This is a genomic window from Kitasatospora sp. NPDC057518 (genome assembly GCF_042802075.1).
In the GTDB taxonomy this organism is placed as follows: domain Bacteria; phylum Actinomycetota; class Actinomycetes; order Streptomycetales; family Streptomycetaceae; genus Kitasatospora.
Window position 1 is genome coordinate 14,776 of the sequence record NZ_JBHVEU010000019.1, and the last position, 24,177, is coordinate 38,952.

At 74.3% G+C, this 24,177-nt stretch carries 1 protein-coding gene; it reads right to left on the bottom strand.

The features are described from left to right. Positions 1-196: 196 nt before the first annotated feature. Positions 197-24,094, bottom strand: coding sequence for an EndoU domain-containing protein (locus tag ACFU7Z_RS03710; protein ID WP_380775722.1), 23,898 nt, complete (start codon positions 24,092-24,094; stop codon positions 197-199). Between the last annotated feature and the right edge of the window lie 83 nt (positions 24,095-24,177).

The following is a 24,177-nucleotide window of genomic DNA, read 5'->3' on the forward strand; positions in this document are numbered from 1 at the left end:
ACCACCCGCCCGTGCGACGGCAGGTGACGACGCCTCAAGGTCAAGGACAGCCCTTTGGGAGCCAAAGCCGGCACCAAGGTACGGAACTTCCGCCCGCCCGGCAATGTCGACGGCCACCACACCGCCGGGCGGGCGGATGGTGCCGGCCCCCGGGGGCGGGACGGCCGGGGCCGTCCCGCCGTTCCCACGGCCCCCGCTACAGGCCGCGCAGGGCATGGCGCACCGTCCTCACGTCGAAGCAGTCGTCGCGGACGACGTGGGCCTCGTGGAAGATCCGGCCGGCGAGGAACTCGAGGTCCCCGTCGCCCGTCGGCACGCCCAGCAGGCGGCGCACGTCCTGGCCGATCAAGCGGTCGGCCAGTTCGTTCACCAGGGAGTTGGCCTCGTGCAGCGGGGTGGTCGCGGTGATCCGCGTCCGCGTCCGCGCGATCCTGGCCAGGACGTCCCGCACGGCGGCCCCGGTCGGGTCCGGCAGGGCGGAGACGGCGTCCCGCAGGCCGTCCAGGGACCGCTCGACCGCGGCCGGGTCCGGCGCGGGGTCGCGCAGCGGCTCCAGCAGGTCCAGCAGGGCGGCGGCCAGCTCGGCCCGGGCCTGCTCCGCCGCGGCGGCCTCCTCCCCCGGGTCCGCCGAGGAGCCGTGGAGGACGTACCCGGCCCGGAGCAGCAGTCGGGCGTCCTCCTCGTGCGGGAGTTCGGCGAACAGCTCCGACGGCAGGGCCGCCACCAGCGCGTCCGCCTCGGCCAGCAGGTCCGCCGCCACGTGCTCGGGGGCGAGCCACTCCCGCAGCATCGGCAGCAGCCGGCCGCGCTCCTGGCGGTAGGCGCGGTTGAGCAGTGCGCGGACGGTGTCCCAGGGGATCCGGGACTCCCGCGGGTCCGACGGCGAACCGGCCCGGACGGCCGAACTCGCGTACGGGGGGCGGCCGGTGAGGCCGGTCCCGTCGAACCGCAGGCCCCCCAGCGCGGGCAGCGGCGGCGGCCCGGCGGGGACCACCGGCGGCGGGGTCGCGGACACCGGGGCGGAGCCGGTGCTGGCCGGGGCGGCCAGGACGGCCGGGGCCGCACCGAAGGCAACCGGGGCCGCACCGAAGGCCGCCGGCGGCCGCACCGGCGGCGCCGCGTCCGGGGTGACCGGGGCGACCGGGGCCGCCTCCACGACGGTCGGCTGCTCCTGCTCCGGCTCGACGGCCTCGTGCGGCCCGTCGTCCCCGGCCCCCTGGAGCTGCCGCCCGGTGGCCGGGCGCAGCGCCATGAGTGCCGGCGGCTGCTGCCCGGCGGGGCGCGGTCGGCGCTGGTTCTCGAAGGTCTGGCCCGGCGTGCCCGCGAAGCGGACGATCCGGCCGTCCTCCAGCGTCACCCGGAGTTCCACCCCGGCGAACCGCCCGGTGACCGTGCCCGTCCGCCCGTCCCCGAGCTCGGCCAGGTGCTCCCGCGCGACCATGCGCGCCGCGTGCCCGCCCTCGGCGGCCGTCCACGCGGCGGGCAGTCCCCCGGGCCTCTCGGCTCCCTCGGCCCGCTCGTCCGCGAGGGCGAGCGCGCGAGCGAGGGCCGGGTCGAGGGCCGGCGCGTCGATGCCCGCCGCCTCCAGGTCCTGGAGGCGGGTACGGGTGGCCGGGCGCTCGCCCGTGCCCGGGGTCACCGGGGTGAGCAGCGGCGGCTCCGGCGCGGGTGCGCCGTGCAGTCCGGCGACCAGCTCCTCGGCCTCCTCCAGCCGCGACCGCAGCTGCCGCACGAAGGCGCTCGGGAAGGACGAGACCGGCGGCATCGCCTCCGGGTCGTCCGCCTCGGGGACGAACCGGAGCCGGATGCGGACCGGCCGGCCGCCGGGCTGAGCCGTGGCCGGGAACAGCTCCGCGGCCTGCTCGTCGGCGAGCCGCTGGAGCCCGGCCCGCTCCTCGGCGGTCAGGTCGCCGTGGTCCCGCACCTGGACGACCAGTTCGGTGTCCGGCAGGCCGGCCCCGCCCGGCCGTACGCGGCGGTAGCCGATGGAGTAGTCGACGTCGTCCCGCACCAGGGGACGCTCCCAGACCGGGACCGCCCCGGCCCCGGTCTCCCGACGGGACCGCTGCCAGTCGGTGGGCCGGTGGACGAGGTGCCGCCCGTCCCGGGTGACGCCCTCGATCCACACGTCGTGGGCCACCCCGACCCAGCGCACGGCGCCGTCCGGCAGCACCTCCTCGAACAGCCTTTCCTGGTAGGCCCGGTCGACCCGCTCCAGGACGTCCTCGGACACCCAGGACTCGGGGTAGAAGGTCCGGGCCTCCTGGTTCTCGGGGCGGCGCCACCGGGACGGGAACTCGCTCAGCGGCGCGCCCGGCGCGATCCCCGGGTCCAGGAAGTACACCGGCGCCCGGTAGGTGCCGTTGGCCCGCGGCGGCCGGACCGGCCCGAGGTGCAGGCCGTGGTCCGCCGGGTCCACCGCGAGGGCCCCGCGGAGCCGGGCGCGGTGGTGGAAGCCGGTGAGGGTGTGCCGGTCCCCGTAGCGGTTGAGGTCCTCGACCCGGTGGCCGAAGGGCAGCGTGGCGGGCTCGGGCGCGGGGGCCGTCGCGGTGAGCCCGGACTGGTCCTCGGCGGGGCGGAAGGAGATGAACTCCCCCGACCGGATCCGGCCTTCGATGCGCACGCCGTCGTACTCGCCGACCCAGCGCTGCGCGAGGTCTCCGCGCCCGCTGATCCCGCCGGTGCGGCGGGCGTGCAGGTAGGCCTGCCGCGCCGCGTACACCGCGTCCTCGGCCGTCCAGTGCGCGGGGAACATCGTCCGGTACCGGTCCAGCGCCGCTTCGCCCGCGTCGGCGCGGTACGTGCCGTTGGGGTTCTCCGCGCCGACCCGGGGCAGCCTGCGCCGCCCCGACTCCGCCGGCGGGGTCAGGTACCCGCCCGTCCGGTCCGGCCCGTCGAAGAGCGCGGTCCGCAGCGCGTCCTCGCCGAAGGCGGCCCGCACCGGGAACTCCCCGGCCGGCACCGGCCGGAGGTCCGTCCGGAAGACCCGGTCGAGGACCGCGCCCAGCTCGTTCAGGTTGTGCGGCCGGAGCGAGACCGCCGGGTTCGTGACGCCCAGCTCCACCGGGTGCCCGGCGTCGTACCAGACCCGGCCGTAGATGTCGCTCCCGGGCGCGGTCATCAGACCGAACTCCGGGTGGACGGGCCGCGGGCCGGCCCCTTGGCGCCGGTACTCGTCGGCCAGGCCGAGCAGGTGGCCGACCTCGTGGCCGATCACCCTCGGCGGGGAGTCCACGCCCCAGTGCTGGGCGTGCTCCTGGGAGGTGTAGGAGCGCACCTCGACGACGTGGTGGGCGCTCTCCCGGTCGACGAACCGGATCGCGACCTCCAGCAGGCTGCCGTCGGGCAGCCGCAGCCCCTGGCCGAAGACGTCCCGGACGCCCGCCTCGGCGTTGAGCCGCACCCGGTCGAGGCCCCGCTCGGCCTCGGCGCGGCTGCCCACCAGGCCGTCGGCCTCCAGGTGGACCCGCACCGTCAGGACGGTGCGGGTGTCCCCGTCGGAGTCCACCACCCGCCGGACCTCGTACGACTGGATGAACTGGGCCTGGAGCGAGCGCAGGAACCGGCGGACCGGCGGACGCACCTCCGCCGTGGCCAGCACCCGTACCGGCTCGGCCGGTTCGGTCGCGTCGAAGCGCTGCCCCGGCTCGGCCCAGTAGTCGATGATCTGCCGGTTGCGGACCAGCAGCCTGATCCGGACGTCACCGTACGCGCCGGTGACGATCTCGTCCCCGTTGCGTCCCCTCGCCTCGCCGTTCTGCTGCTCGTACACCCACAGGGCCGCGTGGCGGGTCTGCTCCCGGGTCCATTCCGGGGGCAGCCCGGTGCCGCCCTCCCGCCTGGCCTGCTCGCCGAACACGCGCAGCTGGTCCGGGGTGAGCACCGGGGCCCCGTCGAGCGACGGGACGTCGACCGCGCCGGCGCCCGGCGCGTGGGCGGGCGCCACCAAGCCGCGCTGGTCGGCGGCCGGGCGGAAGGCGGTGACCGTCCCGTCCTCGTCCGACCTGCCCTCGATCCGGACGCCCTCGTACACGCCCTGCCAGAAGATCCCGTCCTCGGTCACCTGGAAGGTCTCGTTGCGGACCGCGTCGACGGCCGCCTGCTCGACGGCGTACCGGGCCTCGGCGGCGGTCCAGTGCTCGGGGAACAGGGTGCGCCGACCCGCGCCGGTCTCCACCAGCAGGGTGCCGTTGGCGTGACGGCGCACCAGCTCCAGCTGTTCGGCCCCCTCCTCGCCGATGGCCGACGGCAGGTGGCCGCCCCGCGTCCCGACGGCCGGGCCGAGTTCGGCCTCCAGGACGCCGTCGGCGAACTCCGTCCGGGGCGACTCGCCGTCCTCGGTGTCGTGCCCGAGGCGGCCCAGCCGGTCGTCCGCGAGCTCGCCGAGTTCGCGCAGGACGCGCACCGACGGCGCCGGGACGACGTGGGTCGTGCCGCCGCCCGCGTACTCCGTGACGGAGATGCCGAAGGCCCGGCCCAGCTGGTGGACCAGCGCGTCCCGGGAGATCTCCAGGTGCCAGTTCCCGGCGTCCTGGGCGACGCTCCGCTCGTGCAGGAGCACCGTCCGGTGCGGATCGCCGGTGGCGTCCACGAACTCCACCCGCACCAGCAGCGGGGTGCCGTCCGGGAGCCTGGTGCGGTTGTCGAACCGCGCGGCGGCGTCCCGGATCCGCGCGCCCAGCGCGGCGACCCTGGCCCGGGCGTCCTCCCCGGTCAGGCCGGAGCCGTCCAGGTGGACGCGCAGGACGAGGACGGTGACGTCCTCGCCGCCCGGTACGAGCGGGCCGCGCCGGAGCTCGAACGGCTGCGCCGCCGGGTCGTCCGGTACGGCCTCGGCCGAGGCGTGGCCCGGCAGCAGCGCCGTCGCCGGGTCCTGCGCCGGCTGCGGGATCGCGCCGGCGGGCGCGGAGGACGAGGACGACGAGGAGGAGGACTCGGGGGCGTGGCGCGGGCCGGTCGGGAAGAGCAGGCCCTGGCCGGACGGCTCGGGGACAGCCTTGGTGAACTGGGCCGGGACGCTCCGGTCCGGCAGGCCGCGGAAGTCCACGATCCGCCCGTTCTCGGTCCGGACCTCGATCGGGACGCCGTTGAAGCGGCCCTTCACGAGCTCGCGCCGCCGGCCGCGCCAGCCGGCGAGCACCTGGAGCGCCGCGTACCTGCCCTCGCCCGGCGTCCAGCCGGACGGCAGTCCCCGCCCGGCGTTCCCCGCGAGCGCCGGGGCGAAGGCCCCGTCGATCATCCACTGCTGCCCCGCCATCTCGGTGACGGTGGCCGGGCGGGTGCCCGTTCCGGGCCCCGCGGGCTCGGTCAGCTCCGGTTCGACGAGCACCCGCTGTCCGTACCCGGCCTGCGCCCTGGCGGTGGCCGTGGCCGGGCCCGCGCTGCCCGCGACCGTCGCGGAGAACCCGGGCGTCAACGCCCCGGCCACACCGGGCAGGAGCACGTCCAGCCCGGCGCCGTCGGTGAGGGAGTCCGCCCCGGCCACCGCGCCCGGAAGGGCGTCCGCCTCCGTGTCGACGAAGTCGAGGGTCAGCAGGACCGGCGGGTCGCCGGCGGCGCGGTGCTGCCGGACGAAGTCGTCGGCGGCCCGCTGGAGCCGCTTGCGGGCGTCCGCGACCGCCGCGGGCGTGGCGCCCGCCGCGACCCTCAGGTGCACCGGTGCCGAGACCTCGATGCCCAGCTGTCCGTCCACCGTCCGGACGCGGCGGCCGCGCAGGCCGGGCCCGGTGGACCCGTCCGCCGCCGGGGGCGCGTACCAGTCGGTGAGCGGCTGCCGGGCGGTCGGACGGTGCGTCAGGTGCCGGCCGTCCCGGGTGATCCCCTCGATCCGCACGCCGTCGGCCTCGCCCACCCAGCGCACGGCGCCGGAGTCCAGCGGCTCGGAGGTGTGCCGGGCCGCGTACGCCCGCTCCACGGCGGACAGGACGCGCGACGGCGTCCACGCCTTCGGGTAGAGGGTGTGGGTCTCCCCGTCCGCGTGCTGGTGCCACCGCGACGGGAACTTCGCCATCGGGGCGCCGGGGGTCACGGCCGCGTCGAGGAACCAGACGTCGGCCCGGTAGGTGCCGTTGTCGTTCTCCGCGAGCACCGAGCCCACCTTGACGCCGTGCGCCGTGGCGGCCGCCCTCTCCGGCTCGTCGTGGACGCCGGTGAGGGTCTGCCGGTCGCCGTACCGGACGAGGTCCTCGACCCGGGCGCCGAAGGCCCCACCGGTCGGGCGCCACGGCATGTACGCCGGGGTGTCCAGCCCGCTCTGGTCGTCGGAGGGACGGAAGGAGACGAACTCCCCCGCCCGGATCCGGCCCTCGATCCGCACCCCGCCGTACTCGCCGACCCAGTGGTGGGAGTGCAGGCCGGTCGCGGTGACCCGGCCGGTGCGCAGGGCGTGCTGGTACGCCTGCTCGGCGGCGTACACCGCGTCGTCCGCCGTCCAGTGCTCGGGGAACACCGTCCGGTTCCGGCGCGGGCCGGGCAGGTCGCCGGCCAGGGCGCCGACCTGCGTGGCCGCCGCGTCGGCGGGCCCGCCGACCACCTTGAACGTCCCGTTGCGCTCCTGCGACCCCGGCACCCGCTCCGGCCGGGGGAGCGTCGACCCCCGCGGCGGCACCAGGTGGCCGTCCCGCCCGCCCGGACCGCCGTACAGGGCGCGCCGCAGCACCTCCTCGCGGAACCGGGCCCGGGTCGGCGCGTCGCCGACCGGCGTCGGGCCGCGGTCCTCGCCGAAGGCCTCGTCCACCACCCCGCCGAGCTGCCGCAGGTTGCGGGCGGCCGGCGGCGCGAAGGGGGCGAGGACCTCCAGCGGGCCCTCGTGGAGGTGGTTCATGTCCAGCCAGGGGCGTCCGAACCGGTCGGTCTGCCGGCCGCCCATGATCCCGCTGTCGTCCGGATGGATCGGCCGGGGCGTGGAACCCGCCTCCCGGTACTCGTCGTCCAGGCCGAGCAGGTGGCCGATCTCGTGGGCGATCGTCCGCGCCCCGGTGTTCAGGCCCCAGGTCCGGTGGTTGGCCCGGTCCTGGCGCTCCCGGACGGCGACCGTGTGGTGCGCCGTGGAGCGGTCGGGGACGAACTCGACCTCGACCCGCAGCAGATCGCCGCTGGGCAGCCGCTGCCCGGTGTTGTAGACCTTCTCGACCCCCTCCCGGCCCGCCTCCCGGAGAGCCTCCACGGCCGCGGCCGTCGGCCCGTCCGCGAGGTCCAGCTTCGCTTCGAGGTCCAGGTACAGCCGGACGGTCAGCACCGTCTCGGTGTCCCCGTCCGGCAGCCGGACCCGGCGGGCGTCGAAGGACTCCAGCTCCCGGGCGGTGATGGCCCGGATGAAGGCGTCCTGCGGCGGCCTGACCTCCTGCGCGGGGACCAGCACCGCCTCGGTGCCGGCCACCGGGGCGGTCAGCTGCGGCCGCAGCTTCTGGTGCGGCTCGCCCCAGACGTCGGTGATGACGCCGTCCTCGACCCGGACGTTCAGCCGCACCCCGGCGAACCGGCCGCGGCGGACCTCCGGGGCCGGGCGGCCCGCGGCCGCCTCGCCGACGACCTCGGCCGTCCCCGTCCGCAGCACGTGGTGGGCGGCGTACCGGGCCTCGGCGGTGCCCCACTCCGGGGGCAGCCCCCGGCCGGGGCGGTCCCAGGCCGGGGCCGTGAACGACGGGCGCAGCCCGGCCGTCCAGTCCCCGCCGACGTGGACCTCCCGCACGGGCGGGGACTTGCGCAGCTGCGTCCCCGTCACGAACTCCAGGTCGACCGTTCCGGCCGCCTCCCTGAACTGCCGCGGCAGCACCTGCGCCAGGCTCGGCACCGCGCCCGGCGCGACCGGGAGCGTGGTGACGCCGTCGCCCGCCTCCTCGGTGAACTCCACGCCCACGTTCAGCAGCCGGTCGAAGGCGCCGACCTGCTGCCCGGCCGTGAAGTCGGCCATGAGCGTCCGCACCTGCTGCCGCACCGCGTCCAGCTCGGCGGGCGTCATGCCCGCGGACGGCTCCAGGTGCAGCCGGACGGTGAACTCGAAGCCGTCCTGCCCGCTGTCGAACCGCACCCGCTGGAGCAGTACGCCCGGGTACCCGAACAGGTCGACCCGGTCGCCCCGGCCGACCACCGCCTCCTCCTGCCACGCCGCGTACGGCGCGGGGGAGTTGGGGAGCGGGTGGTGGTACAGGATGTAGCCCTGCTGGTCCAGGACCGCCTCGACCCACAGGCTCCCGGACCAGCCGACCGCCCGGTCCAGGCCGTCCGGCCCCGGCGCGACGCTCGGATTGTTCCGCATCGCCGCCTGGACGTGCCGCAGGACCGTGTCGGCGCTCCAGTCCTCCGGGTAGTACGTCCACTCCGGCGCCGCCACCGGCCGCTGCCAGGCACCCGGGAACCGCGTGATCGGCGCCCCCGGGACCGCCGTCGGCTTCAGCTGCCAACCGCCGTGGTCCCGCACCACCCCGTTGGGGTCGGTCTGCGGGCCCGGGCCGGGGCGCGGCGTGCGGTCGGGGCGGAGCGGCTCGGCCGCCGTCCCCTGGGCGGTCGTGAAGGGCTGCCAGCCGGGGAAGTTCGCCGGGTCCGTCGCCGCGGGCGGCTGCGGCACGGCCTGCTGCTGGGGTGTGCCGCGGGTCGGCGCGGTGGTGCCGGCCGTCGTGCCGTCGGTGCCGTCGGTGCCGCCGGTCGGCGCGTGGAACTGCCGGCCGGGTGCCTGACCGGCCTGGCCGTCGGCCGTCTCCTCCTGTCCGGTCGCCTCCTCCTCTTCGGTCACCTGCTGCTGCCCCGCCGGTGCCGCGGTGGGCACCGTCGCGGCGGGCGGCGGCACGTCCTCGGGCCGCAGCATGCGCACCCGTTCGACGCCCGGCCTGGGCTTGGCCTCCTCCACCCTGACCAGCAGGCTGTCGGACCACGGCGGGAGGGCGACCGGAGTGCCGACCGGCTTCGTCGCCCCGTCGTACTTCTGGACGGTGCGCCACTGCACCCGCTCCCGCAGCTCGGGATGCCGGGCCAGGAAGCCGATCACCGTGTCCCAGAGCAGATCGGGCCGCGGGTGCCGGGCGACCCGCGCGGCCACCTCGCTAAGCGCCAGCTTCCCGCTCTGGTAGGAGAGTTCGCGGATCAGCGTGTTGATGATGCGACGGGCCGCCAGCAGCGTGGCCTCGCGGTCGGGCACCTCGGGCAGCTGGACGGCCGCCGCCGGCCGCTCCCGCGGCACCCAGGTGTTCCCGGTGCCGATCTCGAAGATCTCCGAGGGGACCAGCGGGAGCGCTTCAGGGCCGTCGAGCCCCAGGCCGTGCGCCAGGTCCGCCCAGATGTTGACACCGGTCCCGCTCAGGTAGAGGACCGCGTTCTTCTCCCCGTCGTCCGTGTGGCGCTGCGCCTCGGCGGGGACCTTCCCCACCCACTCCTCCGCCTCCTCGAACTCCTCGGCGGTGATGTGCGCCCGGTCGCGGGACTGGAAGTACATCCCGCGGACGGTGTTCTCGTGCGAGCTGCGCAGGTAGTTACGGCGCAGCACCTCCAGGTGCTGCTCCACACCCGGGTGCCTGGCCGGGGCGATCAGCACCGCGTTCGCCATGCCCGCGTTGCCGACCTTCGCGACGGCGAAGCTCCGCCGGGCGTTGACGATCCGCTCGACCACCGGGGCGGGGTCGGCCTGGAGCCGGTTGTCGCCGTCGGTGTAGACCCCGCCGAACCGGCGGAGGACCTCCAGTCGCAGGATGTCGCTGGCCGAGGCGTACCCCTGCCCCAGGCCCTTGGCGGTCTCCATCTTGTAGGCCGCTTCGAGGCTCATCGGCGCCTCGGCCGAGAAGACCTCGTCGACGTTGACCAGCACCACATTCCCGTGCGGTCGGGTCCCCGCCCACGCCACCATGGCGCGTACGGTGGCGAGTTCGGGCGTGTCCCGGTCCGTCCCCGCGGCCGCCCGGGCCTCGGCGACCCGCGCACGGGTGACATCCGTCCAGATCACATGGGTGAACCCCCGGCCCGGGCCGTCCGCCGAGTCCTGCACATTGGTCATGAACGGACCGGTGTGCTCGTTGTCCATCGACAACGGGCCGCCCAGCCAGATCGAGTGCACCAGGCGGGGAATCCGCACCCGCTTCCGCCCGAACGCCGGACCGGTACTCCGCGACATCGTCTGGAACCGTCCGGACTCGACGACCGAACCCTGCTCCAGGCCCAGGGCCTCCGGGGCGAGCCCCGCGGCCGTCGGCGCCGTTCCGCTCGCCAGGTCCAGCGCCCGGAAGAACGCCACCCGGGACTCGGACTTCAACTTCCCGTAGTCGTACCCCTGGAGGAACTCCGGGGCGGCCGGGACGACCCGGTCACCGAACACGTCCGGACCCAGCAGACCCACCGGCGCCACCGACGCCTGCGGAACCCCGGGCATCAGGCCGATCAGCTCGTCGATCAAATCCTGGGCCGAGAAACGGAGTTCCGGCTGCACGACGACCTGCACCGGCACCGACGGCTGGGCAGATCCCGATCCCGATCCCTCTCCCTGGTTCCCGGGGTACTGGGGCCGCCGCGAACGCGCGATCGCCTCCTCCAGATCAAGCCGCTCCAGGTTGTCCAGGTCCTCCTCGGCGGCCTCGTCGACCCTGCCCTTGCCCTTGTCCGTACGGGAGTTCGCGGCCGGGAGCTCGTCCTCCTCCTCGCCCTCGACGTCCGTCTCCTCGACGCCCGTCATCGCGACGTCCGTCGAACTCTGCGACGGCACCCGGGGAACGCTGGCACGCGGCGCCGGGCCCGCCTCGGAGGCGCCCACCGACTCGTCCGAGGCCTGGGCGGACTCAACGCCGTTCGGGGTGAAGCGAATCCAGGCACCCGGCGTGCCGTCGGCGGCCGGATACATCAGGAACCCGGCGTCCGCGTCCAGATCGGTCGACAGCGCCGCAATCTTCCCCGTCGGCGCCCACACCACCCGACCGGTAGCGTTCGCCACCTCCTGCGCCAGCGACAACCCGCCGTCCGAAGCGGGCAGCGCCGCGTCACACGCGGCCAGCACGATCTCGTCACCCGCCGCCAACTGCTGAATGCTGGGCCTGCGCCGCAACGTCCGGGCCAGACCCGTCGCCGTGACCTTCACCGTACCGACCGGACCGGACAGCGGCAGCACCGCGAAGTCCCGGTTGCCGTGCAGCAGCGCGAGGTAACGCCGTCCACCGGTGCCCCACGGCACCTTCCGGTACCCGATGACCTCCTGCCCCTGCCCGTCGACCTCCAGCAGCCACCGCCGGCCCAGGTCGAAGTTCCTCAACACCTCGCGCCGCTGCGCGAGTTCGTCATCGGCGTGGAAGGCCCGACCCTGCGGAAGACCCGTCCCCGGCGCCACGATGGTCAGACTCTGCACATCACCCAACCGCACACTGCCGCCACCGACCAGCGGCAGCTCCAGATCCGCGTCCCACAACTCACCCGGTTCCACGGTGCCCGGCACCACCGGACTGTGGACCACCGGCGCCACGGACTGGTCCACCGGACGGGAACGCCCGAAGAGGTTCTTCCAGCGTGACGGGGCCGAGGCCTTGACCTTGGTCCACAAGTCATTCAGGCCCCCCTGCACCTCGTGCAGGGCCCCGAGCGCGGCGGCCAGTTGCTCCTGCTCCTCCGGTAGCAGGCGCTCCAGCCCGTTCGGCGGCTCGGCCACCTGCGCGGTCGCGGCCTTGTCCTGCTCACCCCCGTACGCCCGGTGCAAGCGCTGCCGCAGGCTGAGAGCCAGGAGGTAGGCGTCCACCAGCCGCCGGCCGAGGTCCGGCGGCAGCACCTTCCCGTCGGTCAGCTCCTCCAGCCGCTCGCCGGTACTGAGCCGCCACGGCGTGTCCGGCTTCGCCACCGCCCGGTAGGCGGCATAGAGGTGCCGCGTGGCAACCGTCAACTGCCGCATGAAGTCGGCCTTGACGTTGACGCTGTCGACCTGCGCCAGCGTCTCCGGACGCGGGAGACGGTCGAACGCCTCGCGCAGGGCGATCCACTCCACCTCGGGGTCGATGCGCCGGCCCCGCTCCTCCGTGAACGTCCGGAACAGCCCCCGCTGGCCCTCCGACGACGAGACGGCCGCGAGGGCGCCGGACAGCGGCGCCAGCTCGATCAACCGGGTGTCGTGCATGACACCGTGCTTCAGGCCCGGCTCCTCCCCCGGAGCGGCGAGCGAGCCCGCCAGCACCGCCCTGGGGTCGAAGACCCTGAGGTTGGGGTTGAACCACATGATGTCGGCCTGGAACGGCGCCGGCACCGTCCCGTTCACCGGCAGGAACTGGCGGGCCAGGTCCAGCCAGCCAGCCGTCAGGTTGGTCAGCGACCGCAGCCAGACCTCGTCCTCGTCGGAGCCGAGCAGGCCGAAGTCCAGGTCGGCGGCCGGCGTCAGGTCCGTACGACCGTAGCCCGCCACCGCCACCACCGCGTACGGCGCGGTCGGAGCCCCCCGCATCGACTCACGGGCCCACCCGACCGCGTCCGCCATGATGCCGTCCGCGAACCCGGTCAACCGCCTGGCCAGGTCACGCGGCGACTCCCCCGCGGCCGCCACCGGCACCTCGTCCCGGATCTGCTGCGCCGCGGCCAGGACCGTCACCAGCAGCGCCACCATCGGCTGCGCCCCGTGCCCCAGGCGATCCCGCAGCGCCTGCGCCAGCAGCCGGAGCACCTGCACGCGCTGCGTCTGACCAAGGTCCGCGAACGCCTGCCGGAACGACCCCATCTGCAGGGCCACACCGACACCCTGCCGGTCCTCCGCGTCCGCACCGCTCTCGTCCAACGCCGCCAGCAGCTCGTCCAGCCGCGCGCCGATCTCGGCCCGCTCCCCCTCATCCGCACCCGCCGCGACCAACTGCTCGCGGGCCAGGTCCAGCTCGGACTGCTCCTGAACAACGGTCTCCACCGCCGTGGCGACGCCGTCGACGGACTGAGTCGGTACCTGGAGCAACCCCGCCACGGCCCCCGTCGCGGCGGGCGGCGGCACCTCCCCGGGCGCCACCATGCGCACCCGCTCGACATCCGACCCGGCGGTGAACCCCGCCACCGGCTCGGACGCGGGCACCAGGAGGCCGGCGGACCACGGCGGGAGCGCCACCGGCTGGTCGGCCGGCCCGGTTCCCGCGCCGACCTTCCGGACGGTGCGCCACCGCACCAGGTCCCGCAGCTCGGGGTGCCGGGCCAGGAACCCGATCACCGTGTCCCACAGCAGCTCGGGCCGCGGATGCCGGGCGACCCTCGCCGCCACCTCGCTCAGCGCCAGCTTCCCGTTCTGGTACACCAGTTCACGGATCAGCGTGTTGATGATGCGACGGGCCGCCAGCAGCGTCGCCGCGCGGTCGGGCACCTCGGGCAGCTGGGCGCCCGGCGCCGCCGACGGCCTCGGCGGCACCCAGGTGTTCCCGACCCCGATCTCGAACACGCCCCGCTCGACCACGGGAAGCGCACCGGGGCCGCTGAGCCCCAGGCCGTGCGCCAGGTCCGCCCAGATGTTGACACCGGTCCCGCTCAGGTGGAGGACCGCGTTCTTCTCGTTCTCCTCCGTGTGGTTCTGGACCCAGACCGGGGGCCCCGCCACCACGTCCGCCTGCTGGAAGTTGGCCTCGGTGTTGTCCTCCTGCCCCCGGGGCCGGAAGTACTCCCCGCGGAAGGTGTTCTGGTGCGAGCTGCGCTGGTAGTTGCTTCGCAGCACCCTGAGGTGCTCCTGCACGGCCGTGTTCCCGGCCGGGGCGATCAGCACCGCGTTCGCCAGGCCGCCCCTGGCGGTCGTGCCGGTCCTGGCGCCCGGCGCATCCGCCAGGCTGGCCGTGGCGACGGCGAAGTGCCGCTTGGAGTCGGCGATCCTCCTGACCTCGGGAACGGGGTTCTTCAACAGCCGGTTGTCGCCGTCGGTGTAGACCCCGCCGAACCGGTCCAGGACCTCCAGCCGCAGGATGTCGCTAGCCGAGGCGTACCCCTGCCCCAACCCCTTGGCGGTCTCCATCTTGTAGGCCGCTTCGAGACCCATCGGCGCCTCGGCCGAGAAGACCTCGTCGACGTTGACCAGCACCACGTTCCGGTGCGTCCGGCTCCTCGCCCACGCCACCATCGCCCGTACGGTGGCGAGTTCGGGTGTGTCACCGCCCGTCCCAGCGGCCGCCGCGGCCTCGGCGACCCGCGCACGGGTGACGTCCGTCCAGATCACATGGGTGAACTCCCGGCCGAGACCGTCGGCCGATTCCTGCACGTTCGCCATGAAGGGGCCGGTGTGCGCGTTGCCCGCCGACAACGGGCCGCCCAGCCAGATCGAGTGCACCAGCTGCGGAATGCGCACCCGCTTCGGCAGATGCATCGACCCCGACCTACGCCGCACCGTCTGGAGCGCCCCGGACTCGATGACGGACTCCGGGTCCTGGCCCAGGGCCTTCGGGGCGAGCCCCTCGGCCGTCGGCGTCGCCGCCTCGCTCGCCAGGTCCAGCGCCCGGAAGAACGCCGTCCGGGACTCCGACTTCAACTGGTTGTAGCCGTACCCCTGGAGGAACTCCGGGGCGGGCGGGACCACCCGGTCGCCGAACAGGTCCGGCCCCAGCATGGCCTCCAGCGGATCCGCGGGCGCCGCCGGCGCCTGCGGGCCGCCGGGCATCAGGCTGACCAGCTCGTCGATCAACTCCTGGGCCGTGAAGGGCGGTTCCGGTGCCTGCGCCTGGGTCGACCCTTCTCCCTGATTCTCGGGGAGCTGGGGCTGCTCCTCCACGACGTCCGTCGTCGCGACGCCCGTCGAGCTCTGGGACGGCACCTGGGGAGCCGTGCCACGCGACACCGGGCCCGCCTCGGAAGCGCCCACCGACTCACCCGAGGCCTGGGCGGACTCAACGCCGTTCGGGGTGAAGCGGATCCAGGCACCCGGCGTACCGTCGGCGGCCGGGTACATCAGGAACCCCGCGTCCGCGTCCAGGTCGGTCGACAGCGCCGCGATCTTCCCCGTCGGCGCCCACACCACCCGGCCCGTCGCGTTCGCCACCTCCTGCGCCAGCGACGGCCCACCAGACGAAGCGGGCAGCGCCGCGTCACACGCGGCCAGCACGATCTCGTCACCTGCCGCCAACTGCTGGATACTCGGCCTGCGCCGCAAGGTCCGGGCCAGCCCGGCCGCGGTGACCTTCACCGTCGCCGCCGGTCCGGACAGCGGCAGCACCGCGAAGTCCCGGTTGCCGTGCAGCAGCGCGAGGTAGCGCCGCCCACCGCCAGTGCCCCACGGCACCTTCCGGTACCCGGTGACCTCCTGGCCCTGCCCGTCGACCTCCAGCAGCCAACGCCGCCCCAGGTCGAAACTCCTCAACACCTCACGCCGCTGCGTGAGTTCGTCCTCCGTGTGGAACGCCCGGCCCTGCGGAAGGCCCGTCCCCGGTGCCACGATGGTCAAGCTCTGGATGTCACCGAGGCGCACACTGCCGCCACCGACCAGCGGCAGCTCCAGCTCCGCGTCCCACAACTCGGCCGGCTCGACCGTGTCCGGCACCAGGCCGACGGACTGGTCCGCCACCGGACGGCGCCCGAACAGGTTCTTCCAGCGCGACGGAGCCTGGGCCGGGGGCCTGACCTTGACCCACAGGGCGTCGAGGCTCCCCTCCAGATCACGCAGGGCCCCGAGCGCGACGGCCAACTGCTCCTGCTCCTGCGGTAGCAGGCGCTCCAGCCCGTTCAGCGGCCCGGCCGCCGCCACCGTCGCGACCTTGTCCTGCTCACCCCCGTACGCCCGGTGCAGCCGCTGCCGCAGACTCAGGGCCAACCTGTAGGCGTCCACCAGCCTCTGGCCGAGCGCCGCCGGCAGCACCCGCGCCGTGATCAGCTCCTCCAGCCGCTCGCCGGTGCTGAGCCGCCACTCCGTCTCCGGCTTCGCCACCGCCCGGTAAGCGGCATAGAGGTGCCGCGTGGCGACCGTCAACTGCCGCATGAAGTCGGCCTTGACGTCGACGGTGTTCGCCTGCGCCAGCGTCTCCGGACGCCGGAGACGGTCGAACGCCTCCCGCAGGGCGATCCACTCCACCTCGGGGTCGAGGCGCTGGCCCCGCTCCTCCGTGAACGTCCGGAAGAGCTCCCGCTGGCCCTCCCGCGACGTGACGGCCGCGAGGGCACCGGGCAGCTGCGCCAGCTCGATCAGCCGCGTGTCGTGCATGACACCGTGTGTGGGCCCCGGCTCACCTCCCGGACCGGCGAGCGCGAACTCCAGCACGGCCTCCGGGTCGAAGACCACCAGGTTGGGGTTGAACCACAGGATGTCGGCCTGGAACGGCGCCGACACCGTCCCGTTCACCGGCAGGAACTGGCGGGCCAGGTCCAGCCAGCCCGCCGCCAGCTTGGTCAGCGACTCCAGCCACACCGCGTCCTGCTGGGAACCGAGCAGACCGAAGTCCAGGTCGGCGGCCGGCGTCAGATCGGTACGGCCGTAACCGGCCACCGCCACCACCGCGTACGGCGCGGTGGCCTCACCCCGCATCGACTCACGGGCCCAGGCGACCGCGTCCGCCATGATCCCGTCGGCGAACGTGGTCAACCGCCTGGCGAGGTCACGCGGGGACTCCCCCGCGGCCGCCACCGGCACCTCGTCCCGGATCTGCTGAGCCGCGAGGAGCACCGTCAGCAGCAGCGCCACCATCGGCTGCGCCCCGGGCCGCAGACCGTCCAGCAGGGCCTGGGCCAGCAGCTGGAGCACGCCCAGACGCTGCGTCTGCCCCAGGTCGGCGAAGGCCTGCCGGAAGGGCCCCATCTGCAAGGCCGTGCCGACGCCCTGCCGGTCCTCCGCGCTCGCACCGCTCCCGTCCAAGGCCGCGACCAGCCGGTCCAGGCCCGCACCGATCGCGGCCCGCTCCCCCGCATCCGCACCCACGGCGACCAGCAGTTCACGGGCCCGGTCCAGGTCGGACTGCTCCTGAACAGCGGTCTCCACCACCGTGGCGACGCCGTCGACGGACTGGGTGGGAACCTGGAGCAGCCCCGCCGCGGGTACCGTCGAGGCGGGCGGCGCCACAGTCTCGGGCGCCACCATGCGCACCCGCTCGACGCCCGCCCTGGGCTTGGCCTCCTCCACCCTGACCAGCAGGCTGTCGGACCACGGCGGGAGGACGACCGGACTGCCGGTCGGCTTCGTCGCCCCGTCAAGCTTCTGGACGGTGCGCCACTGCACCCGTTCCCGCAGCTCGGGGTGGTGCGCCAGGAACCCGATCACCGTGTCCCAGAGCAGATCGGGCCGCGGGTGCCGGGCGACCCGCGCGGCCACCTCGCTCAGCGCCAGCTTCCCGCTCTGGTAGGAGAGTTCGCGGATCAGCGTGTTGATGATGCGACGGGCCGCCAGCAGCGTGGCCTCGCGGTCGGGCACCTCGGGAAGCCGGACGGCCGCCGCCGGCTGCTCCCGCGGCACCCAGGTGTTCCCGACCCCGATCTCGAACACGCCCCGCTCGACCAGGGGGAGCGCGTCGGGACCCTTGAGCCCCAGGCCGCGGGCCAGGTCCGCCCAGATGTTGACACCGGTCCCGCTCAGGTAGAGGACCGCGTTCTTCTCGTTGTCCTCCGTGTGGCGCGGCACCTCGACCGGGAGCTTCTTGACCCAGTCGTCCGCCTCCCGGAAATCGTCACCGGTGATACGCGCCCGGTCCCGGTACTGGAAATAGCCCCCGCGGACGGAGTTCTCGTGCGAACTGCGCAGGTAGTTGTGGCGCAGCACCTCCAGGTGCTGCTGCACGCCACGGTGGCCGGCCGGGGCGATCAGCACCGCGTTCGCCAGGCCGCCCTTGGTGGTCCTGGTGCTCCTGGTGATTCCGGTGGTCGCGCCGGTCGCGGCGCTCGTACCGGTCGTGCCGGTCGGCGCCGTGTCCGCGATGCTGGCCGAGGCGACGGCGAAGCCCGGCCCGGCGTCGACGATCCTCTGGACCTCCTGGACGAGGTCGGCCTGGAGCCGGTTGTCGCCGTCGGTGTAGACCCCGCCGAACCGGTCCAGGACCTCCAGCCGCAGGATGTCACTCGCTGAGGCGTACCCCTGCCCGAGACCCTTGGCGGTCTCCATCTTGTAGGCCGCTTCGAGGCTCATGGGCGTCTCGGCCGAGAAGACCTCGTCGACGTTGACCAGCACCACGTTCTGGTGCCGGCGGGCCTTCGCCCACTCCACCATGGCGCGTACGGTGATGAGTTCGGGCGTGTCCCGGTCCGTCCCCGCGGCCGCCCGGGCCTCGGCGACCCGCGCACGGGTGACGTCCGTCCAGATCACATGGGTGAATCCCTGGCCGAGACCGTCGGCCGAGTCCTGCACGTTGGTCATGAACGGACCGGTGTGCTCGTTGTCCATCGACAACGGACCACCCAGCCAGATCGAGTGCACCAGGCGGGGGATGCGCACCCGCTTCGGCAGACGTACCGAACCGGTACTCCGCGGCATCGTCTGGAACCGTCCGGCCTCGACCACGGACTCCGGGTCCAGGCCAAGGGCCGCCGGAGCGAGCCCCGCGGCCGTCGGCGCCGTTCCGCTCGCCAGGTCCAGCGCCCGGAAGAACGCCACCCGGGACTCCGACTTCAACTTCCCGTAGTCGTAACCCCGGAGGAACTCCGGCGCGGCCGGGACCACCCGGTCACCGAACACGTCCGGACCCAGCAGACCCACCGGCGCCACCGACGCCTGCGGAACCCCGGGCATCAGGCCGATCAGCTCGTCGATCAACTCCTGGGCCGCGAAAGGCGCCTCCGGCTGGACGACGGTCGACACCTGCGCCTGGGTCGACCCCGATCCCTCGCCCTGGTTCCCGGGGTACTGGGGCTGCCGCGACCGCGCGATCGCCTCCTCCAGATCAAGCTGCTCCAGGTCGTCCAGGTCCTCCAGGCCGTCCGAGTCCTCCGCGAACTCGAAGTTCTCCTCCTCGACGTCCTCGACGGCCCTGCCCTTGCCCTTGTCCGTACGGGAGTTCGCGGCCGGGAGCTCGTCCTCCTCCTCGCCCTCGGAGGTCTCCTCGACGTCCGTCATCACGACACCCGTCGAGCTCTGGGACGGCACCTGGAGAGCCGTGCCACGCGACACCGGGCCCGCCTCGAAAGCGCCCACCGACTCGCCCGAGGCCTGGGCGGACTCAACGCCGTTCGGGGTGAAGCGGATCCAGGCACCCGGCGTACCGTCGGCCGCCGGATACATCAGGAACCCGGCGTCCGCGTCCAGGTCGGTCGACAGCGCCGCGATCTTCCCCGTCGGCGCCCACACCACCCGACCGGTAGCGTTCGCCACCTCCTGCGCCAGCGACGGCCCGCCATCCGAAGCGGGCAGCGCCGCGTCACACGCGGCCAGCACGATCTCGTCACCCGCCGCCAACTGCTGGATACTCGGCCTGCGCCGCAGCGTCCGGGCCAGCCCGGTAGCGGTCACCTTCACCGTGCCGACCGGGCCGGACAGCGGCAGCACCGCGAAGTCCCGGTTGCCGTGCAGCAGGGCGAGGTAACGCCGACCGCCCGTCCCCCACGGCACCTTCCGGTACCCCGTCACCACACGTCCCTGCCCGTCGACCTCCAGCAGCCACCGCCGCCCCAGGTCGAAACTCCTCAACACCTCACGCCGCTGCGCGAGTTCGCCCTCCGTATGGAACGCCCGACCCTGCGGCAGACCCGTCCCCGGCGCCACGATGGTCAAGCTCTGCACATCACCCAGCCGCACACTGCCGCCACCGACCAGCGGCAGCTCCAGATCCGCGTCCCACAACTCACCCGGCTCGACCGCGTCCGGCACCAGGCCGACGGACTGGTCCGCCACCGGACGGCGCCCGAACAGGGTCTTCCAGCGCGACGGCGCCGAGGACTGAACCTTGGACCACAGGGCGCCGAGGCTCCCCTGCACCTCGTGCAGCACCCCGATCGCGGCCGCCAACTGCTCCTGCTCCTCGGGCAGCAGGCGCTCCAGCCCGTTCGGCGGCTCGGCCACCTGTGCCGTCGCGACCTCGTCCCGCTCACCCCCGTACGCCCGGTGCAGCCGCTGCCGCAGACTCAGGCCGAGCACATAGGCGTCCACCAGCTGTCGGCCGAGCGGCCCCGACAGCACCTTCCCCGCGATCAGCTCCTCCAGCCGCTCGCCGGTGCTGAGCCGCCACGGCGTCTCCGGCTTCGCCACCGCCCGGTACGCGGCATACAGGTGCCTTGTGGCGACGGTCAGTTGGCGCATCAAGCCGGTCTTGACGTTGACGCTGTTCACCTGCGCCAGAGTCTCCGGACGCGGGAGGCCGGCGAGCGACTCCCGCAGGGCGGCCCACTCCACCTCGGCGTCGCCGCGCCCGCTCCGCTCCTGGGCGAACCTCCGGAAGAGCTCCCGCTGGCCCTCGTGCGACGTGACGGCGGCGAGGGCGCCGGTGAGCGGCGCCAGCTCGATCAACCGCGTGTCGTGCATGACACCGTGCTTGGGCGTCAGCTCGTCCGCCGAAGCGGCGAGCGCGTGCTCCAGCACGGCCTCCGGGTCGAAGACCGCCAGGTTGGGGTTGAACCACATGATGTCGGCCTGGAACGGCGCCGCCGCCGACCCGTTCACCGGCAGGAACTGGCGGGCCAGGTCCAGCCAGCCGGCCGCCAGGTTGGTCAGCGACCGCAGCCAGGCCGCGTCCGCCTGGGCGCCGAGCAGACCGAAGTCCAGGTCGGCGGCCGGCGTCAGGTCGGTGCGGCCGTAGCCCGCCACCGCCACCACCGCGTACGGCGCGGTGGGCTCACCCCGCATCGACTCACGGGCCCAGGCGACCGCGCCCGCGAGGATCCCGTCGGCGAACGTGGTCAACCGCCTGGCGAGATCACGCGGGGACTCCCCCTCGGCCGCCACCGGCACCTCGTCCCGGATCTGCTGAGCCGCGAGGAGCACTGTCACCAGCAGCGCCAGCATCGGCTGCGCGCCGGGCTCCAGCCCGTCCCGCAGCGCCTGCGCCAGCAGCCGGAGCACCTCCAGACGCTGCGCCTGGCCCAGCCCGGCGAACGCCTGCTGGAAGGAACCCATCTGCAAGGCCGTGCCGACACCCTGCCGGGCCTCCGCACCCGCACCGATCTCGTCCAGCGCCGCGACCAGGTCGTCCAGGCGCGCGCCGATCGCGGCCTGCTCCTCCGCCCCCGCGCCCACGGCGGCCAGCTGTTCGCGGGCCCGGTCCAGGTCGGTCACCGCCGGGACCACACCGTCGACGGCCTGGGTGGGGACCTGGAGCACCCCCGTCGCGGCGGGCGGCGGCACCTCCTCGGGCGCCAGCATGCGCACCCGCTCGACACCCCGCCCGGTCTTGATCCCCTCGACCTCCCCTGGCTCGGGCACCAGGAGGCCGGCGGACCACGGCGGGAGCGGCACCGGGGCGCCGATCGGCCTCGTCCCCGCGTCGTACTTCTGGACGGTGCGCCACTGCACCCGCGTCCGCAGCTCGGGGTGGCCGGCCAGGAAGCCGATCACCGTGTCCCACAGCAACTCGGGCTGCGGGTGCCGGGCGACCCTCGCGGCCACCTCGCTCAGAGCCAACTTGCCGTTCTGGTAGGAGAGTTCGCGGATCAGCGTGTTGATGATGTTCCGGGCCGCCAGCAGTGTCGCCGCGCGGTCGGGCGCCTCGGGCTGCTGGCCGCCCTCCGCCGGCTCCGCCTCCGCGGCCGGCTGCTCGCGCGGCACCCAGGTGTTCCCGACCCCGATCTCGAACACACCCGGCTCGACCACCGGGAGCCTGCCGGGGCCCTTGAGCCCCAGGCCGTGCGCCAGGTCCGCCCAGATGTTGATGCCGGTCCCGCTCAGGTAGAGGACCGCGTTCTTGTCCCGCTCCTCCGTGTGGCCCTGCACCCAGACGGGGTCCTCCCCCGCCATCTTGTCCGCCTCGCGGAAGTCGGTCTTGGACACGGACATCCGGTCCAGGTACTGGAAGTAGCCTCCGCGGACGGTGTTCTCGTGCGAGCTGCGCAGGTAGTTGCGGCGCAGCACCTCCAGGTGCTGCCGCACGGCGCGGTGCCCGGCCGGGGCGATCAGCACCGCGTTCGCCATGCCGGCGTTGCCGACCTTGGCGACGGCGAAGCCCTGGTCGGATTCGACGATCCGCCGGACCGCCGGGGTGGGGTCGGTCCGGAGGCGGTTGTCGCCGTCGGTGTAGATCCCGCCGAACCGGCCGAGGACCTCCAGCCGCAGGATGTCGCTCGCCGAGGCGTACCCCTGCCCGAGGCGCTTCGCCGTCTCCATCTTGTAGGCCGCTTCGAGGCCCATCGGCGCCTCGGCCGAGAAGACCTCGTCGACGTTGACCAGCACCACGTTCCCGCGCGGTCGGGTCCCCGCCCACGTCACCATCGCCCGTACGGTGGCGAGTTCGGGCGTGTCGTCGCCCGTCCCCTCGGCCGCCCTGGCCTCGGCGACCCGGGCACGGGTGACATCCGTCCAGATCACATGGGTGAACTCCTGGCCCGGACCGTCCGCCGAGTCCTGCACATTGGTCATGAACGGACCGGTGTGCTCGTTGTCCGCCGACAGCGGACCACCCAGCCAGATCGAGTGCACCAGCCGCGGAATGCGCACCCACTTCCGCAGAAACCCCGAACCGGTACTCCGCGACATCGTCCGGATCCCACTGGACTCGACGACCGACTCCGGGTGCTGGCCCAGCGTCTCCGGGGCGAGCCCCTCGGCCGTCGGCGCGGTCGCGCGCGCCAGGTCCAGCGCCCGGAAGAACGCCACCCGGGACTCCGACTTCAACTGCCGGTAGTCGTAGCCCTGGAGGAACTCCGGAGCGGGCGGAACGACCCGGTCACCGAACACGTCCGGACCCAGCAGACCCGCCGGCGCCTGGGGAACCCCGGGCATCAGGCCGACCAGCTCGTCGATCAACTCCTGCGCCGTGAACGGCGCCTCCGGCTGCGCGACGACGGGCACCTCCGGCTGAGTCGACGCCGACCCCTCCGCCGGGGAGACCTCGTCGAGGGCCTGCGTGGGGACCTGGAGGAGCTTCGCCTTGGCCTCGGGCGTCAGCGCCGCCCCGGTCCGACTCCCGGACGCGGCCGACGCCGAGGTGATCGGACCCCCGCCCCCGCTCGGCTGCTGCCGGAGCCGCGTCGACAGCTCGATCGCCGCCGCCAGCTCGCGGGCCTCCCGGGCCTCCATCTGCGCCCAGGTCTCGTCCGGGTTCGGAGCCCGCAGAACCGTGATCTCCTCCTCGGGCTCCTTCACGACGGTCTCGACGGCCTCGACGGGCTTGCCGGGCTTGACGGCCTCGACAGTCTCAACCGGCTCGACGGCCAGGCCCTTGCCCTTGCCCCCGACCGGTCCGGTCTTCGAGACCGGGGACGCCTCGGCCTCGAAGGCGACCCTCCCGCCGGGCCGCTCCGGAAGGTTCCGGGGGAACGTCGGCATGAGGCCCTGCCGAGCCAACGAGCCCACGTTGATGCCGAGTTCGCGCGCCAGCTCGTGCCAGGCCTCGGCCTCGGCGGCCACCTGGTGGGGAGCCAGGTAGCGGTCCATCGCCTCGAAGTCCGCCGGCCCCGTGTACTCGCGCATGGGCTTGCGCAGCGCGGCATCGGCCCGCTGGGTGATCCGGGCCCTGGCCTCGGCGAAGGAGATCTCCCCGATCGTCCCGGAGTTCCCACCCGACTTGTCCCGCAGGTCCTGCAACAGCTCCCGCCACCGGGCGTCCTCGGCGGCCGCCGCCTCCGCTCGCCGGCGGTCGGCCCGGGCCTCGGCCTCCGCGACCTGCGCCTTCGTCCGCTCGGACGCCTCCCGCTCGGCAGCGGCCCGCTCCCGCCGCTCCGCGGCCACCTCCGCCCGCCGCTCCGCCTGCTTCTCCGCCGCCTGGCGCGCCTCCTCGGCACGCTGCTCCGTCAGCTTCCGGGTCTCCGGATCCTGCCGCTTGTGCTCCAGCCAGCGGTCCATGACCTCCGCGTGCTTCTGCGCCGCGAGCCGGGCCTCCTCGCCCCGCGCCCCCGGCGAAGGCTTCTCCGGCACCCGGGACCGGGCAGCCGATCCGGCGCCGGGCTTCTCCACCGCCGCCGCGTCGGCCTCGGCCTTGGGCGTCACCCAAGCCTTCCCCGCGGCCTCCCGCTTCGCCGCGGCCTCCCGCTTGTCCGTCAACTCCGACGGCGACTTGACCCGCTCCGACGAACCCGAACCCCCCACCGCCGCACCGGACTTCTCGGACGCCCCAGCAGGCTCCTCACCCTTGGGCGTCACCCAAGCCTTCCCCGCGGCCTCCCGCTTCGCCGCGGCCTCCCGCTTGTCCGTCAACTCCGACGGCGACTTGACCCGCTCCGACG